The sequence below is a fragment of the Paenibacillus sp. 1_12 genome (genome assembly GCF_900114475.1).
Classification (GTDB): Bacteria; Bacillota; Bacilli; order Paenibacillales; family NBRC-103111; genus Paenibacillus_S.
The window spans coordinates 73484-89913 of record NZ_FOTE01000019.1; the positions used below are offsets into that span (position 1 = coordinate 73484).

General features: G+C 44.4%; 15 protein-coding genes. 5 read left to right on the forward strand and 10 right to left on the reverse strand.

Annotated elements, in window-relative coordinates; translation table 11 throughout:
* Positions 1–131: 131 nt before the first annotated feature.
* The 3 genes from BM210_RS27875 to BM210_RS27885 all read right to left on the reverse strand — a co-directional run bounded on the left by BM210_RS27875 (position 132) and on the right by BM210_RS27885 (position 5046).
* Positions 132–1118 carry an aldo/keto reductase gene (locus BM210_RS27875; RefSeq protein ID WP_091175615.1) on the reverse strand — a complete coding sequence of 329 codons (987 nt, stop codon included), beginning with the start codon at positions 1116–1118 and terminating at the stop codon, positions 132–134.
* Between the two features lie 378 nt (positions 1119–1496).
* Positions 1497–3323 carry an ABC transporter ATP-binding protein gene (locus BM210_RS27880; RefSeq protein ID WP_091175616.1) on the reverse strand — a complete coding sequence of 609 codons (1827 nt, stop codon included), beginning with the start codon at positions 3321–3323 and terminating at the stop codon, positions 1497–1499.
* A complete protein-coding gene (locus BM210_RS27885; protein WP_091175618.1) occupies positions 3316–5046 on the reverse strand; it encodes an ABC transporter ATP-binding protein in 1731 nt (576 codons plus the stop codon). The genes BM210_RS27880 and BM210_RS27885 overlap by 8 nt, the downstream gene beginning before the upstream one ends.
* A gap of 204 nt (positions 5047–5250) precedes the next feature.
* On the opposite strand from BM210_RS27885, the gene BM210_RS27890 reads away from it, so the two are divergent.
* Both BM210_RS27890 and BM210_RS27895 read left to right on the forward strand, forming a co-directional pair.
* Positions 5251–6555 carry an LLM class flavin-dependent oxidoreductase gene (locus BM210_RS27890; RefSeq protein ID WP_091175619.1) on the forward strand — a complete coding sequence of 435 codons (1305 nt, stop codon included), beginning with the start codon at positions 5251–5253 and terminating at the stop codon, positions 6553–6555.
* Positions 6556–6588: 33 nt separating this feature from the next.
* Entirely contained in the window at positions 6589–7422 is an 834-nt protein-coding gene (locus BM210_RS27895; protein ID WP_091175621.1) for a sulfurtransferase, read from the forward strand.
* Positions 7423–7567: 145 nt separating this feature from the next.
* On the opposite strand, the gene BM210_RS27900 is transcribed toward BM210_RS27895, so the two are convergent.
* The gene (locus tag BM210_RS27900; protein WP_256224099.1) at positions 7568–7753 is read right to left on the reverse strand and encodes a MarR family transcriptional regulator; all 186 of its coding nucleotides are present in this window, start codon (positions 7751–7753) and stop codon (positions 7568–7570) included.
* Positions 7754–8081: 328 nt separating this feature from the next.
* On the opposite strand from BM210_RS27900, the gene BM210_RS27905 reads away from it, so the two are divergent.
* The 3 genes from BM210_RS27905 (at position 8082) to BM210_RS27915 (ending at position 9806) form a co-directional block, all read left to right on the forward strand.
* Positions 8082–8840: a DUF3105 domain-containing protein gene (locus tag BM210_RS27905; protein WP_091175624.1), complete on the forward strand. Its 759-nt coding sequence runs from the start codon at positions 8082–8084 to the stop codon at positions 8838–8840.
* Positions 8841–9101: 261 nt separating this feature from the next.
* On the forward strand, positions 9102–9323 hold the full coding sequence (locus BM210_RS27910) for a hypothetical protein (protein ID WP_091175625.1): 222 nt from the start codon (positions 9102–9104) through the stop codon (positions 9321–9323).
* A gap of 234 nt (positions 9324–9557) precedes the next feature.
* The gene (locus tag BM210_RS27915) at positions 9558–9806 is read left to right on the forward strand and encodes a type B 50S ribosomal protein L31 (RefSeq protein WP_091175627.1); all 249 of its coding nucleotides are present in this window, start codon (positions 9558–9560) and stop codon (positions 9804–9806) included.
* Between the two features lie 159 nt (positions 9807–9965).
* Here the strand turns inward: BM210_RS27915 and BM210_RS27920 are convergent, their stop codons facing one another.
* The 6 genes from BM210_RS27920 to BM210_RS27945 form a co-directional block, all read right to left on the reverse strand.
* Positions 9966–10376 (reverse strand): Fur family transcriptional regulator, encoded by a 411-nt coding sequence (locus BM210_RS27920; RefSeq protein WP_091175661.1) that lies wholly within the window; start codon positions 10374–10376, stop codon positions 9966–9968.
* Between the two features lie 180 nt (positions 10377–10556).
* Positions 10557–11375, reverse strand: a complete 819-nt coding sequence (locus tag BM210_RS27925; RefSeq protein ID WP_091175629.1) for an inositol monophosphatase family protein — start codon at positions 11373–11375, stop codon at positions 10557–10559.
* 83 nt (positions 11376–11458) lie between these two features.
* Entirely contained in the window at positions 11459–12409 is a 951-nt protein-coding gene (locus BM210_RS27930; protein ID WP_091175630.1) for a ComEC/Rec2 family competence protein, read from the reverse strand.
* A gap of 32 nt (positions 12410–12441) precedes the next feature.
* Positions 12442–13524 carry an ABC transporter ATP-binding protein gene (locus BM210_RS27935; RefSeq protein ID WP_091175632.1) on the reverse strand — a complete coding sequence of 361 codons (1083 nt, stop codon included), beginning with the start codon at positions 13522–13524 and terminating at the stop codon, positions 12442–12444.
* Positions 13525–13537: 13 nt separating this feature from the next.
* Entirely contained in the window at positions 13538–15184 is a 1647-nt protein-coding gene (locus BM210_RS27940; protein WP_177238042.1) for an ABC transporter permease, read from the reverse strand.
* Between the two features lie 97 nt (positions 15185–15281).
* Positions 15282–16388, reverse strand: a complete 1107-nt coding sequence (locus BM210_RS27945; RefSeq protein WP_177238043.1) for an ABC transporter substrate-binding protein — start codon at positions 16386–16388, stop codon at positions 15282–15284.
* Positions 16389–16430: the final 42 nt, after the last annotated feature.

Genomic DNA, 16430 nt, shown 5'->3' on the forward strand with positions numbered 1-16430 from the left:
CAACATACATTCGTTAAAAATTGAACTTCATACCCGTAAGTTCCTCACTCTGCCGCCAGGGCTGCTCTGCCAAGTCCGAAACAATCGCCCATGACCGCACAGCTGTGCATTTTTGGCAATCGGCAGGAAAATTACAAATTCAAGCTTTTCATCGAAGCTTCCGCATAACGTTCGCCCGCCGCGATCCCTTTTGGTGCCAATTCTGCTATCCTTGCCAAATCCTGACTCGTCAGCTGTACCTGCAAGGAACCTACATTTTCTTCGAGATAGGTTCTTTTTTTCGTTCCAGGAATGGGTACAATATCTTCTCCTTGCTCAAGCAGCCATGCCAAGGCTAGCTGGGAAGGCTTGCAGCCTTTTTCTTGGGCAATTTCTTCAATCCGATGAACCAACTCGATATTTTTCATAAAGTTCTCCCCTTGAAATCTTGGAGAATGTCGTCTATAATCGTCCTCCGCCAAATCTTCAAAGCGTTGAATTTGGCCCGTCAAAAACCCTCTACCTAACGGGCTGTATGGTACAAATCCGATGCCCAGCTCGCGGCAAACAGGCAAGATCTCATCTTCGACATCACGACTCCACAACGAGTATTCCGTCTGGAGAGCAGTAATCGGATGGACAGCGTAAGCTCGTCGAATTGTTTGCGGGGAAGCTTCCGACATACCGAGAAAGCGCACCTTGCCTTCTTTGACCAGTTCAGCCATAGCTCCAATGGTTTCTTCTATCGGTGTGTTTGGATCCACACGATGCTGATAGTATAGATCAATATGGTCCACACCTAAACGCCTCAGGCTGGCTTCACACGCTTCTTTCACATAACCTGCACTTCCTTTTACACCCAGAAAGCTTCCGTCCTGCCCTCTGACATTACCGAACTTGGTAGCAAGAACAACCTCGTCTCGTCTTGCTTGAATCGCTTTGCCTACTAATTCCTCGTTTCTCCCAACGCCGTACATATCTGCAGTATCCAAGAAGTTTACTCCTAAATCGAGCGCACGTTGAATCGTTTGAATGGACTCCTCGTCATTTTGTCCGCTGTAGAAATCAGACATTCCCATGCAACCTAAACCGAGAGCCGATACCTCGAGTCCTGATTTCCCCAATACTCTTTTTTCCATCAGGCAGCCTCATTTCCTGAATTTTTTCTGGAACGGATATTACCTTTCCATTGTAGCATTTTGGAAATCATTTTAAAAAAAGCTCCGTTTAGAACAACTATTCATACTTCATAGTTTAAAATAGGAACGTTTGTTGATAACCAGATTCATTATTGACGGACGTTTCGCCAGGTATAGGCATACGCTGATTTATCTGATTGTAAAGGCAGAATAACCATGTTTTCAAATACACCTCTTACCTTTGTACTTATCCACGGATCCTGGGCGGACTCCAGTTTTTGGAGTGGGATCGCTGCTGAATTGCAAAAAATGGGTCAGAACCTAATCGGATAGCTCAATACCTATATGAAGCCGGAAGAGATTGATTCATGGAGCGCTCTAAGCTGGCTCTTCATTAAACTGATTGTGAAATAGCCCATAGTAAAAGCCCTTTTGCTGCAGCAAGGAATCATGGGAACCTTTCTCAATAATGGTTCCCTTGTCGACAACAAGAATTTGATCCGCTTGTTGAATCGTGTTCAGTCGATGCGCAATCACAATGCTCGTTCTGCCCTTCATCAGTCGGAACAGAGCCTCCTGTATTTTGAGCTCGGTAATGGTGTCGATACTGCTCGTAGCCTCGTCAAGAATGAGAATCGATGGATCAGCGAGAATCGCTCTGGCTATCGACATCAACTGTTTTTGGCCTTGACTGATGCCGCTGCCATCCTGTTTTAACATCGTATCGTACTGCAACGGCAGCTTCATAATAAAAGCATGTGCATTCGCTGAAATAGCGGCCTGCTGAACCTCGGAGTCCGTCGCATCAAGCCTTCCGTAACGAATATTATCTCGAATGGTTCCTTGAAACAAAAATGAATCCTGCAAAACAAAACCCATATGACGGCGCAGATTAGCCCGTTGAATACTTGTGATGTCATGACCGTCAATGAAGATTTGTCCGTGATCGGCATCATAGAAACGCGACAGCAGCTGGACTATGGTGGATTTGCCCGCACCTGTAGGGCCGACTAATGCCAGAGTTTCTCCAGGTGCAACACGGAACTTGACGTCTCGCAGAGTCTGGACTTGCTGATTGTAGGAAAAGGCAACATCGGAGAATACGATCTCTCCCCTCATTTCCGGCAATTCAATTGCATCCTGCTCATCATTGATCTCGCCCTTCTCCTCCAGCACTTCAAAAACCCGCTCTGCACCTGCAATTGCCGACAAAAACGTGTTAAATTGATTAGCTAGATCGTTAAGCGGACGTATAAATTGTCTGGCATACTCAGAGAACGTGACGACGATACCGATCGAGATTATATCATGCATAACGAGCATCCCGCCCACGATGGCGATAACACCAAAGCTTGCATTGGTTAACCCGTTCATCAGCTTGGGAATAAAGCCCGAATAGGTTTGCGCCCAGTAGCCTGATACTTTCAGCTTCTGTGCCTTTTCCAAAAATATTTCCGTCATCTGCTCTTCGCGCGAGAACACTTTAACAATGCTTTGGCCGGATAATGTCTCCTCGACAAATCCATTAAGCTCACCCAGATTTTGCTGTTGTTCTTTAAAATATTTGCTTGTACGTGCTGTAATCCACTTCATACCGAAATACATAATGGGAATGATGACTACAGTGATTAATGTTAGCAGCGGGCTGAGCCAAAGCATTAAAATGATCATACCCGTGAACGTAAACAAGCTGGAAATGATCTGGATAAAAGAGCTGTTCAAGGTTTGACTCACATTATCGATATCATTGGTGAGACGGCTCATTAGCTCTCCATGCTGACGCTTGGCAAAGAACGAAATAGGCAGCCTGTGCAGCTGTCGAAATAAATCCTCACGCATGGCGTAAACCGTTTTTTGTGCCACTCCGATCATCCAATAATTTTGCAGCCAGGAAGAAAGCGAGAACAGTACATAAGTACCAGCAAGCAGCAAGAGCAGCCGTATAAGTCCGTCACTGTGGGGCGAGACTACAAAGCGGTCTATGGCTACACCGAGCAGATACGGTCCAAGCAGACCAAGCGAAGAGCTTATTAGAACCATTAGGAATATGAGTGCCAGCAAGCCTTTATGTACTGAACAGTAGCTCCATATCTTTCTTAATGTACCGCTCCAGTTTTGGGGGAGCTGTTTTTTCTTGGGAGCAGATTCACTCGCTTTATTGTTCTTCGGGGTCTTTGTCTGTAGCGAAACCGATTGACTAGACATGTTGTACGTTCTCCTCTCTCATTTGAGATTGAACGATCTCTCGATAAAGTGCAGATTGTGCAAGCAGTTGCTGATGATCACCCACTGCCAGCAGGCTTCCTTCTTCCAGTAGGAGCACCGTATCTGCGGCTATGGCTGTAGCGATTTTTTGCGTGATGATTAAAGTTGTACATTCGAGTGTTCTCAAGGCTGCCAGCAGTCCGGCCTCGGTTCTTACGTCCAGGGCACTTGTGCTGTCATCCAGCAGCAGCAGCTTGGGCTTGCGTAATAAGGCTCTGGCAATTGATATACGCTGCTTTTGACCGCCAGATAGATTGACGCCTTTTTGACCGACTATGGTTTCGTATTGCTGAGGCAAGTTCAGGATGGTCTCATGAATCTGGGCTCTTTGAGCGGCTTCTATCACTTCCTCCATCGAGGCATTGTCAAAGCCCCACATGATGTTGTCCTTCACGCTTCCCGTAAACAGTATAACCTCCTGAGGCACATATCCGATCTCGCTGCGCAGCACACTTGGCTCGAAGGATCTAATCTCCTTGCCATCGATAAATATGCTTCCTTGGGATACCTCGTATAAACGGGGAATGAGCTGGAATAAGGATGTTTTCCCTGAACCTGTTGCTCCAAGCACAGCAATGGTTTCCCCTGGACGAGCTTTGAATGAAACCGACTTCAACACATCTTCGGTCATGCCGGGATATTGGAAGGATACCTTGTCAAATATGACACTCCCCTCCGTTATCCGGTTTGCTGCTGACATCGACACGGTATTGTCCTGATCCTCAGGTGCGCTCAACACTTCGGCTACCCTTGTCGCTGAGGCTTTAGCCCGAGAGAGAGCCATGACCAGCATAGAGATTGTAGAAAATAAGCCTGTGATCCGTGTCGCATAATTAACTACAGCTACGATTTGGCCGATAGTCGCATCTCCTGTATTCACCTGTAGATGTCCAGACCAGAGAATGAACAATATACTCAAGTTCATCACCAAAAGAAGCAGAGGTATGGTCAGCTCAATTAATCGCAGAGCAGCCATTGTTCGGTTCATCAATGCTTCATTCGTTTGAGTGAAACGCTTGATTTCATGATTACCCCGTACAAGCGCTTTAATTAGCCGAATCCCCATTAAATTTTCCCGCAAGACCCCATTCGTTTGATCCAGTCGCTCCTGTACAGAACGAAATAATGAGAACGCTCTCTTCATCATCCAAACTAATAGCAATAGCAAAAGCGGTGTTATGACGACCAAAATGAGAGCCACTTTAAAATGAACCATCAAGGCCATCACCATACCAAAGATCATAAACAATGGAGCCCGCATCATGATCCGCAAGCCCATAAATACGGTATTTTGGAGCTGGGTGACATCACTTGTAATTCTGGTAATTAAGGACGAAGTCTGAAATTGATTGAACTGAGCAAATGGAATCGCTTGCACCTTCGTAAACAAGCTTTTTCGAATATCGAATCCAAAGTTTTGACTGACATGCGCGGCGAAGAAGGAGTTCACTATCCCGCCGATAAAACCAAGCAAGGAGATGAAAATCATAACCCCTCCCCAAAACAGCACAACAGAGAGATCCTGATGAACAATTCCGTTATCGATGACTTTGGACATGAGCAGCGGATGAAACAGCTCAACCATTAACTCAACAAGCATCAATAGTACTGCAATGACCATGGCTACCCGGTAAGGCTTCAGAAATGACATGATGATGCTCATAGATTATCCCCTAACTAATGTTGACTATAGTAATATTTTCAGGATTGATTATTTAAAATTATACCTCTCAATTACGAAATATCAATCACTTAAATTTGTACCTACTATTTCAATGTGAATAGTATATAATGATGTAAAATCCATTTAACCTCATGGCATTTATAGCTCAAGCTTCAAGAAACTACTTAAAAAGGGTGATGAAAGATGAGCGAATCCAAACGTAGAATGATTTTGAATCTGTTTTTAAGCAATGCGGGATCTCATAGAGGAGCCTGGCGCCATTCCAGTACAAGGCTTGAAGACATACATAATATTAAGCATTTTCAACGGCTTGCCATTAAGGCCGAGGCAGCGCGGATCGATTCGCTATTTATAGCCGATGGTCTGTCTATTGAAGCAAAGGCTGTCCAGCATGGCCCCATCCTTGGGTTTGAGCCGTTGACTTTGTTATCCTCCATTGCTACAGTAACGGAGAAAATAGCCTTGATTGCTACCGTTTCTACAAGCTTTAACGAGCCATATAACGTTGCAAGAATATTTGCTTCACTAGATCATATTAGCGGAGGCCGCGCTGGCTGGAATATGGTAACCACGGGTGTAGAGCGCACCGCTTTCAACTTTGGCCTACAGCAATTGCCCAGCCACAAACATCGTTATGAAAGAGCACAGGAATTCGCAGAGGTCGTGCTCAAATTGTGGGACAGCTGGGAGGACGGCGCATTAATACAGGACAAAACTTCCGGGATTTATGCCGATGTCAGCAAGGTTCATGATATTCATCATGAAGGAACGCATTTTTCTGTTCGGGGTGCTTTGAATATTATGCGTCCTCCGCAAGGCAGACCGCTGCTCGTGCAAGCAGGCGCATCAGAAGAAGGTAAAAACTTTGCTGCCCAATATGCCGAGCTTATTTTTACCGTTCAAAACTCCTTGGAGGAAGCCAAGCTTTTTTATCAGGATATTCGCGCAAGGACGGCAGCGGCAGGAAGATCTCCTGACCATATTAAAATATTGCCCGGACTTCTCGTCATTGTCGGTGCAACAGATGCAGAAGCTCAGGACAAAGCAAACGAGCTTCAGCAGATTGCACCCATCGAACGCGCCGTGATGTCCTTGTCAAACTTGCTCGGAATTGATTTCTCGGTCTATTCGCTTGATGATCCATTTCCAGAGCTGCCTGAGCCGAGTCAAGTCAATGCCTATCAAACTTTTCATCAAATGGTTAGAAAGATCGTCGCCACAGGAAAGCTGACCCTGCGTGAATTTCTGAACAAGTATTGGGTGGGTGCAGGCCAGCTTCAAGCTGTTGGTACGCCTGAGCATATCGCGGATTTGATGGAGACTTGGTTCTTAGAGGAGGCGGCCGACGGTTTCAATGTTATGCCCCAGCTTAACTTCGGAGTCGTGGATGATTTTCTGGAGCTGGTAGTTCCTGAGCTTCAGCGCAGAGGACTATTCCCTACAGCCTATGAAGGTCAAAGCTTGCGTGAAAACCTCGGTCTCAGTTAATCCCAGAACATGATGTAACAAGGAGGATTTAATATGACTACTCACAACGAATTTGATTATCCAAACGGACATTTGCTTGTCGATGTTCCTTGGGTGGAAACGAATCTTGGCTCCACTGAGGTAGTACTGCTGGATGTACGAGCCAAAGGTTATGATGCTGGACACATCCCTGGAGCGATCCGGCTTGACGCCAAATTATTTAAAGATCATTCTCAGCCTAAATTCGCATCAGCGGATACAGTCAAAAGAATGCTGGAACAATCCGGAGTTAGCGATGGAAAAACCGTGGTTGTCTACGATGAGGGGGGCGGTGTTCTAGCCACTCGTGTCTTTTATGTACTGGAATATTATGGTCTCAAGGATCAAATCAAATTGCTGGATGGCGGTTACACCGCATGGTCTGCAGCAGGTAATACGATATCCACAGAGCTGCCTCTTGTTTCTGAGGGAACTCTCTCAGTATCCGTCGATAATCGACGAGTTGTTACTCAGAAAAACATTCAGGACGGTTTGGACCACAGTCTCCTGCTCGATGTTCGTGCATGGGAAGAATATACAGGTGCAGATCAACGATCCAACCTTAAGGGCGGGCATATTCGTGGGGCCATTCATAAGGAATGGAAAGAAGCACTCGGTCCAAAGGATGAGAACGGAGTTGTACGTTTTAAGAATTACAGATCGTTGCAGCAGGAGTTTGAAGCAGCAGGCCTACGGCCGGAGCTAACGATAGTCCCTTACTGCCAGTCCAATCAGCGAGGTGCGCATACGTATTTTGTGCTGCGATTAATCGGTTATTCCGATGTACGTCCTTATGAAGGTTCCTGGGATGAGTGGGGAAATGCAGAGCATACGGAGGCTGTAACCTGATTCTATCTGGCTAGACTCACAGCTTTTTTCAGCTCGGGAGTTTCCATGATCCTTGTCCCGGTCCCGAGCTGTTCGTTGCATCCTGCTGATCGGGTAAGGACTGTACTCATGTTATCAAGCGGTACGTTCACCTCACACTGCAGGATTATCTCCCTGCCGTTCTCTCTTTTTTATTATCATTCAGCTGAGTTCGTCGAATCAGCTTCATTTTTTGCAACTTGACTCCTATCTTCGAGATACTAGCTTTGAAAATACCTATTCTCTCGACGATAGAGGTAACATTAATCGGTTCATACGAGCCAATGCATGCAACGACATGGATATCGGTCAAATTCAGATTGCTGAGTCTTATTTAATTTTTTATTTGCTGATGTTCGTGTCCCAGGTTTGGGAGCTTATCGAATAGCGGATATACTCAAAATGCTTTCATCACTTTCATACCTCTTTATTGTTTCGATTGAACCATTTTATATGTAGACGGATTCACAACCTTAATCAAGCGAGGATTCTATGCTCATCGGGAAAAGTGGAATTTGTTGGAGACTAATGAAACTTGAAAATGCTCAAACAATACACTACAATACATAGTGTAACTTGTCTTCTTGCTTTAAAAGACAATAATCATACGAACAAACGTAAATCAGGGAGGACTACGGATCATGAACGCAAGGATGGAAATGAATATGGATATGCATGCTAATATGCAGCATGGGACCAGCACGAGCACCGTGCTTTTGTATGTGGGTTTGATCATATTGGTCTTATCGATTGTCGGTTATATGTATGCTTCACAATTAAAACGCGGAAATACGAGTGCTTTAAAAAAGGCAGAAAAGGTCGCCTTGAAAAAGAAAAACAAAACCATTCTCGTCATTTCGCACTCTTTGCTCAGTGCAGCAATTGTTGTTGTCGGAATCTTTTTTATTCAGAATGCAACCAGCAAAACAAATATTGAAAACTTGAATTATAAAGCAGCTATCCAGGTAACAGATGACAAAGACTATGGAAGGGGCCACTCTGATGCTCCTGTTTCCTATGATATGAAACTTCCTACATCGGGGACGCACAGCCCACACGATTTGAAATACGGCTTTTACAAGGAAAAACCAGTTACTGAGATGCTGGTCCACAATTTGGAGCATGGCGATATCATTATTTATTACCATCCGAATGCAAAGCCTGAGCTGATCGACAAGATCACGGCACTGACTCATTATAAAAAAGCAGGCTCCGGAGTGCTTGCCGTTCCTTTCGGTGACGTACAAACGGACAAAGAGGTTGTTGTGAATGCCTGGACAAAAACGATGGAGCTGACCACCTTTGATGAAACCATGGTAGGCACATTCATCTATAATTATATCAATAAAGGTCCAGAAGAAATTCCTGTCGAAGTTCGTCAGAATGGCGGCACCATGTAACATGCACCTTATTCCAGTCGACTTCCGCTGCAAGCTTGGCCTCTATACGCACTGTAAGCTTAAGCAGCGGAAGCCGCTATCAATTAAGAAACTTGATTTCCTGAATATAACTTTTTGCAACTCTGTAAATAGAAAATAACTCTATACTTGTTGGTTGACGATGATCCTGAATCAAGTTACAATTGTCCCCATATTCATTAAAGATTCGTAAGTGAAACTCTGCTATCCAAGCTATTCATTATGAACCAAGGTGGTCGACAAATGGAACATTACTCTGCACTTATTGGCGTCGTATTAGAAAAAATGGATCAAACCTATAAGGACCTTAAATTTAATTATAACGGCCTTGAGGGTGTTCTTCATTCACACTCCAGGGAGGAAATAGAGAATACACCTGAGCTGATCACAATTACAATGTTGAAGGACATGTACGAGGCGCTGATTCGTGAAATAGAAGCCCAACTGCCTGGAATCAAGGATTGAAGTCTTGAAAATAAACGGATAAACAGACACTACCGGGCTTTATTGACTTTATTTATAGTGATGAGATACAATATCATTATATCGTAAATATTACATTTAAATAGAGCGATGTATACAAAGTGACAAAGTAGTCAAAGGTAGTTATAGCATGAAATAAAGTCTAAATTCCCTGGAGTCAACGAAGAAAGCTGGTAATCCAACGCCCTTAATCAATGAGAGATAGGATGATGTGAAATGAGAGAAGGCATACACCCCAAATACAATCAGGTTATTATGCTTGATGTGAGCAGTGGCTACAAGTTTTTGACAGGCTCTACGAAAAGCTCTAATGAATCCATGGAATGGGAAGATGGCAACAGCTACCCAGTGATCCGTGTCGAAACAAGCTCCGCTTCTCACCCTTTCTATACAGGTAAGCAGCGTAATGCCGAAATCGGCGGCCGTGTAGACCGCTTCAACCAAAGATACGGTGCAAAGAAATAAGACAAGCAGTTAAAACGTAACCTTTTTTATCGGCAAACCATATATATATGCCATAGCCATATCTCTTAGCCTGCATACTTAGCATGATCAACTCGCGGTAAGCATTCCCAGATTTACAACAAAACAGCTAACCCCAATAATGCGGGTTAGCTGTTTCCTTTATGAAGGCGGATTAATTTGACATTCCTCACAAATTCCATAAACCTCGAAACGGTGGTTCAATATTTTATACTTTCCAGGAAGCACCATCTGCTGTTCCATGGGGCAATAATCGAAAGTCAGCGTCTTCTCACAGTTCACACAGATTAAATGGTGATGATGGTGGGAAAGACAGCTGCCCTTAAATTTCAGACCCCCGTCCATAAAATAAAATTGCTCCAGAACACCCATTTCACTTAACATACGAAGATTACGGTAAACGGTATCAAAGCTTACGCTTGGGTATTTAATAGTCATTTGATCATAAACATCTTTAGGGGATAAATATCCATCCTGTATGGCAAAAATCTGCGCCATCGTTCTACGCTGATCTGTAATTCTCCAGCCATTTCTCGACATGACTGCCAGCATATCCTGCACATTATGGCTTTCTGACACTGCTCTTCACAATCCTTTCTGATCTCTGCAAGCTTTGCGAAGTCATTGATGATACATGATTACATGCATATATTATCACTTTATCAAAAAATGAACGAATCGCCAAGTTTTTCAGCATAAGATCGGAAATTCATGGTTAACTTATCACCTGAATCATTCCAATACGGAGAGAAATGCGTTGTGTATCCATAAATTAGAGGCAATCAATCTTTGATCGCTGAGATCAAATGCTAATCCTGCACCATTGGTTACCACTCCACCCGCCTCCTGGACTATGAGGATCCCCGCTGCAACATCCCAAGGATATAAACCATCATGCCAGAATCCCGTCAGCTTGCCTGATGCTACCCAGCATAAATCAAGACTTGCAGCTCCATTAATACGCACATTTCTTGATGTGCCAGCCATTCTTCTGATTTGTTCTACTAGAACCGAATTGGAATGCCAGTCGTTCGCCTGAAAGCCTGTTGCCAGTAAAGCCTCACTTAATTCTTGCTCCTGAGCCACCTGAATCGGGCTTCCGTTAAAAAAAGCGCCTCCCTGCTTTCTTGCTGAGTAAAGATCGGCAGTTACCGGATTATAGACGATTCCGCAGACGAGGATTCCGTCCTTAACAATCCCTATGGAAATCGCAAAGTGAGATATTCCGTGAATAAAGTTGGTTGTCCCATCAATGGGATCAATAATCCAACCATATCCTGGAGCAAGCTTTCCCCAAGCATATGGAGACTCTTCCTTAGCTCCATCTGTTTCCTCGGATAAGATCCAATGGTCGGGATAATCGCGGTTGATTTGGTCACGCAGATAAAGCTCGCTGAGCACATCCACTTCTGTCACCAAATCGGATTTGTTTTTTTTCTCTTGAATTTGCAACGGCTTCTTCATGAAACCCAAGATCAATGCCCCCGCTTCTTTCGCATAGCGAGTTGCATCCAGCAATATTTGATGTTCATATACCTCTTGTTCGTTCATACGTTCTCTCCATTCGCCAAGCCACCTGAGTGGATTACTTGAATCCTTTATTTAAACTGACTACGATCCTTGGCAATCTGTTGTTACATGCCGATCTTAACAGGAATAGAACCGTTGTCTATGGATGACATGGTCCCCGCTGCGCGGTCTCCAGTCAAATGAAAGACAGTGTCTGTACGTGAACGAAGGATGTCCCATTCCTCTTGAAAATCAGTTGATCGCTCCACACTACAACATATGATACAATGCTCCGGTTGAATCCATGATAAAATGCGGGAATTAAAGCCATCCTGCACTCCGTGATGAGAAACCTTCCAAATTCGGCTCCTTATGTCCGTACGCTGAGCAAGACGTTCCCATCCGGGCTCCAATTGATCGCCACCAAATAGAATGCTCGAACTGGGCTCATTTACATAACTAAGTCGATATACAGAGCTGTCGTCATTGGATAACTCAAAGAAACTGGGCAATATCTCGGTGAATTCATCGCTGTTGCCATTAGCAACATAGGTTGAGACTGCTTTCATAAGAACCTCATAAGCCGGAAGCGGGTCCCCGTCCCAAGGATACAGATGAGTTAAAGTAACTTCTTTATCAGACCAGACGACAGAATTGTCGTTGGATCCGTACATGCTGCGCCATTTGATTTCAGTACCCTGATCGCTTAGCACATGGATGAGCTCCAAATAGGAATTCAGCATATGGAATACTCTCATTACATAGCTGTCCTCACACTCTAGAACCAGCTGCTCCGAAGGAAGCTCGAATGGTTCGTATGGAAGAACCGCTTTGATAACCCGTTTCTCTCTAGCGATATCCAAAAGGCCGTTGATGTGATCTTCATGAATATGGGTAAGAATCATCCATTCCAGTCGATCCCTCCCATTTCGGTTCATCCAGGATAACGGATGGTCCTGATCCTCCGAGAACGTACCGTCACCACCGTCAATTAAGCAAACACTGCCGGAAGGCAGCTGAATCAGATGGGCGTCTCCCCACCCGACATTCAGACATTGAACTGTAGCCTTTATCATTCTCCTGTCACCTTTATCATTCATATTTGGCCTTACTTTTCGGGCGGTAATACATGAATTTTATGCTTATCCAAGGCCAAATGGATGACGCCCTGAAGGTAACCCCGCACACTTGGGCTGGAATCATCTACAATCCACTGGAGCGGAGCGGAATCAACCCAATAACGAATCATCCGCCCCAGAAAGCTGCTCCGCTGAATGAATCCACTCCATACATTCTCACCAGCAATCGGCGCTTCTATAATGGAGATACATTCAGGTCGGATCACAAGGGTAACCCGATCACCCAACCGAACGGGATGTCCGCTATGATGAACTCTCAGCACAGTTAATCCACATTTTACAACCAAATCTTTTCCTTCAATAGCTGCGACTTCACCCTCTATAAAATTAGCCGTTCCTACAAAATCAGCTATAAACTTACTATTCGGTTTAAAGTAAATATCCCAAGGATCTCCGACCTGACCAATCTGCCCTTTGTGGAACACTGCAATTTTGTCAGAGATGGACAAGGCTTCATCCTGATCATGTGTAACAAAAATTGCCGTAATTCCTAATCGCTGCTGCAGCTCTCTAAGCTCATTTCTCACTTCAACTCGCATTTTCGCATCGAGGTTACTCAGCGGCTCATCCATAAGCAGAACCTTTTGTCCTAAAATGAGCGCTCTGGCAAAGGCAACACGCTGCTGCTGCCCGCCGCTCAGTGCTCTGGGAAGCCTGTCCTGCAAGCCTTGAAGTCCAAACATGCTTAACATGGACTCGACTTTTCCCTTGGCTTCCTGACGAGAAATTTTCTGCAGCTTTAATCCATACGAAATATTTTCGTAAACGGTCATATGCGGAAAAAGAGCATACTCCTGAAAAACCAACGGTGTGTTTCGTTTGAATGCGGGCAGTCCATTCACGTTTTTGCCTTCTATATAAATATGACCTGCATCTGGTTCATAAAATCCGGCAATCAGCCGCATCAGTGTCGTTTTGCCGCAACCGCTCGGACCGAGCAGTGTAGTAAAGCTGCCGGTGGGGACGTCTAGAGACACTTCATTTATTGCCTGAAAGTCTCCAAAGCGTTTCGACACATTTGAAATTCGAATCATCGGTTCCTCTGTGTTCATGATTGCCTCCAAGTTAAAGTTCTATCGATTTACCTTGTTTCTTCAAGAAAATCTGTGCTATAACCAACACAGTGAAAGCGATGGATATGAGAACAATGGTAAAAGCCGATGCTCTTCCCCATTCTCCGTTTTGTACAAGTCCGAGAATGGAAACCGTACCCACGGACGTTTTCGCAGAATAAATGAAAATGATCACACTTAAACAAGTAACAGAGCGTAGAAAAGATACGACGATTCCTGAGATAAAGGGTCCTCTCAATAGGGGAAACACAATTTTCCTGAAGGTTCCGAGATTGCTTGTTCCCAGATTGAGCGAAGCCTCTTCCAGCGCTCCACTGATCTGTTGAAGTCCTGCAAGGCTGGCGCTATAGCAGGTTGGTAAATTCCAGAACATAAGGGCAAGAACCATTATCAGAGGTGTCCCCGTGAGCAGGAACGGTTGTTCGTTAAAGGCTATGGCAAAGCCAAGTCCCAGAAATACCCCAGGCACAGCCCCAGGCAATATCGCTAAGAAATCAAGCAAACGATTAATGCCTATACGCTTTCTTTGAACGATATAGGCTAACGGCAGAGCAAACAGTCCAGCCGCCAACGAAGCAATCAAGGCATATTGGATGCTGTTGAAAATTTCCCTACCCTTCGCTCCAACATATTGAATATTGTGCAAAGTGAATGACCAATCATACCCCCATGTCTTAGTGAAGGCGCCGTAAAACAAAACTCCGTAGATCGAAAGTACAACTAGCGTTACGAACATGCAAAATGCAAACAATCCCCATTTAATCGCAAAAGGAAGCGGAAAATGCTCCAGAGACGTTTCTTTTCCGGTAACAGTAACGTAGGAGAGTTTGCCAACCCATATTCGGTTCCATACAAATAGACCAAGCGCCGGGAGCAGGAGAGCCGTTGAGAGCACAGCAGCCGAATTCAGATCAAATAATCCTGACATTTGCATATAAGCCTCTGTCGGCAGTACATTGAAATTCCCCGCAATAATCATCGGATTCCCGAAATCTGCCAACACATTCATCGCGGCAATCAGCGCTCCGCCAGCTACCCCTGGTCTGCATAGTGGAAAAAACACGTTTTTGAAAACTTGCCAATGTGTAGCTCCGAGATTGTAAGCGGCATACTCCAGGTTCGTGGATGTCGATTTCATCACCCCGTAAATAACCGCATAGGCGTAAGGGAAAAAGGTAATCGTTTGTACTAGCCATAAGCCATGCCAGCCGTAAATATCCAAATTAACATGCAGCACATATTTAGAGATCATACCTTGTCTGCCAAAAAGAAGAATGTACGACAGCGCAACGATAAATGGAGGCGAGACAATAGGCAATATGGTAATAAATTTGAACAGCCCTTTGCAAGGGACCTTCAACCTTGTAATCGTATAAGCAAAAGCAAAAGCGATGACCGTGCAGGATACACTGGATACAGCTGTCATGAACAAGCTGTTCAACGCCGCATGATACCACCTGGAATAAGTAAACAGCTTGAGATAATCCTCAAATCGAGAGAAGCTTACTACCTTAACGATCGGCCAGACAACAAAAAAACACGTAATCAGAATAATCGCTATAATAGCAAAGGCCATTGCAGGTTCATTTCTTAATTTTTTCATTTCTGCCCAGGTGTCTTTGACAGCAGTTGATAACAAGACTTCCCACACCTTTCGTTTAAAAGCATGAACGATTCTCCCGCTAGCAAACTTCCACAGGAGAAGGTTCATGCTTTTTACTTTTATTCCATTATCCTTATTTGCCTATCATTTCAGTAAACTTTTTAACAACATCTGCTTTCATTTGAGAAGCCTTGTCCCGGTCATAATTGACAAGCTTTACATCTTCAATTTTGATCATGCCATCCGGTGGAGCTACGTCTTTTCTTACTGAGTAGCGGTTTGACATTTTCGTATTCATTTCCCCAACAGGTTTAGTTAACAGCCAGTCAACGAACTTCTTGGCATTATCTGTATTCTCTCCGCCCTTCACGATACCAACGCCACCGATTTCGAAAGCGGTTTGCTCAGGAACGATAACTTGAATCGGAAAGCCTTTTTGAGCAGATTTAACAATATCATGAGCCCAGGACATAGCTGCTACGAATTCACCCGTGGCGGTAAGATTGATTCCATCGCCTGCGGCTGGTGTATAGTGATGCACATTGGCATTCAGTTTTTTCAAATAATCCCAACCTTTTTCTTCACCTAAACGGAATAACTGGTCCGCAACAAAGATGTAGCCTCCACCCGCTGTTGCTGGATTGGATGTAATGAATTGACCTTTGTAGTTAGGATCCAACAGATCATCCCAGGTTGTCGGCATTTTGATCCCTTTAGGTTCAAGCTCTTTTTTGAATCGATCCTTGTTGATAACAATTCCGAGTACACCCATGTACCATCCTTGCCAGAAACCCTTGGGATCATTGAATCGAGATTCGATATCCTTAGCATTAGGGGACGTGTATTTCTCAAGCAATCCTTGCTGAGCGAGAGGATCATAGAACTCCACCGAACCGCCTACAAAAATATCCGCCTTGGGGGTTGCCTTTTCCGCTTGTATGCGTGTGCTTGCTTCTCCAGCGCCGCTTAAACGCAGATATTCAATTTCAATACCCGTATCTTCTTTAAATTTCTTTTGAATTTGAACGATATCATCTTCATTTAATGCTGCATAAACAACCAATTTCTTAGACTCCACCGTTTTTTTCGCCGGTTCGCTGCTTGCAGATTTTGTCGGAGCAGATGCTGGTGAAGCAGTCGGAGTGCTGTTTCCGGTTGCACACCCTGATAAAACGGTGACCATTGATAATATGACTGCCATGACTACACTTGCTGCTTGAAATCTTTGCATCTTGTACATGTTAATCCTCCCTGTTTCTTGGTTATCTATCAGCTTGTCCAG